The 466-nt window shown below is 29.6% G+C and carries 1 pseudogene; it reads right to left on the reverse strand.

From position 1 onward, the window contains the following. A pseudogene (locus tag IQR33_RS34010) lies at positions 1-446 on the reverse strand (DNAase); the annotation flags it as partial. Positions 447-466 lie beyond the last annotated feature (20 nt).

Consider the following 466-nt stretch of genomic DNA (forward strand, 5'->3'; position numbering starts at 1 on the left):
TACGCAATGGCATCATTCATCAACTCTGTATGATCACCTTTTTGAGAACCGTCAGGTGACTCTACAGCATGATAAAAATCTACGTACTCTTTCTCTATAAATGAAGATAGTTGATTAACACTAGTAATATATTTATCTGCAGACTTAATCCTTAACCTAATATATAAACCACCTTGTTTATTGATTGGTAATAGTGGATTTATTATTTTATTTTGAAAAGAGAAATAAATCGTGGCCAAGTTTATAAACTTTTCATGCCGCTCTACTTTTGAATCAATATTGAATCGTTGTAATTCAATAAAATCTTGGTATACATGACCTTCATATATATTGTTCGGACATTCAAATGATAGTACTAAGTCATCTATCTGGAATACATTATGTAACAAGTGTGCAAAATCTGGTTTCCCTCTAAACCCATCTTTAAAGATTTTGATAAAATTCATATTTATATCTCTTGTTATTT

Source organism: Vibrio sp. OPT46, assembly GCF_015163535.1.
In the GTDB taxonomy this organism is placed as follows: domain Bacteria; phylum Pseudomonadota; class Gammaproteobacteria; order Enterobacterales; family Vibrionaceae; genus Vibrio; species Vibrio alginolyticus.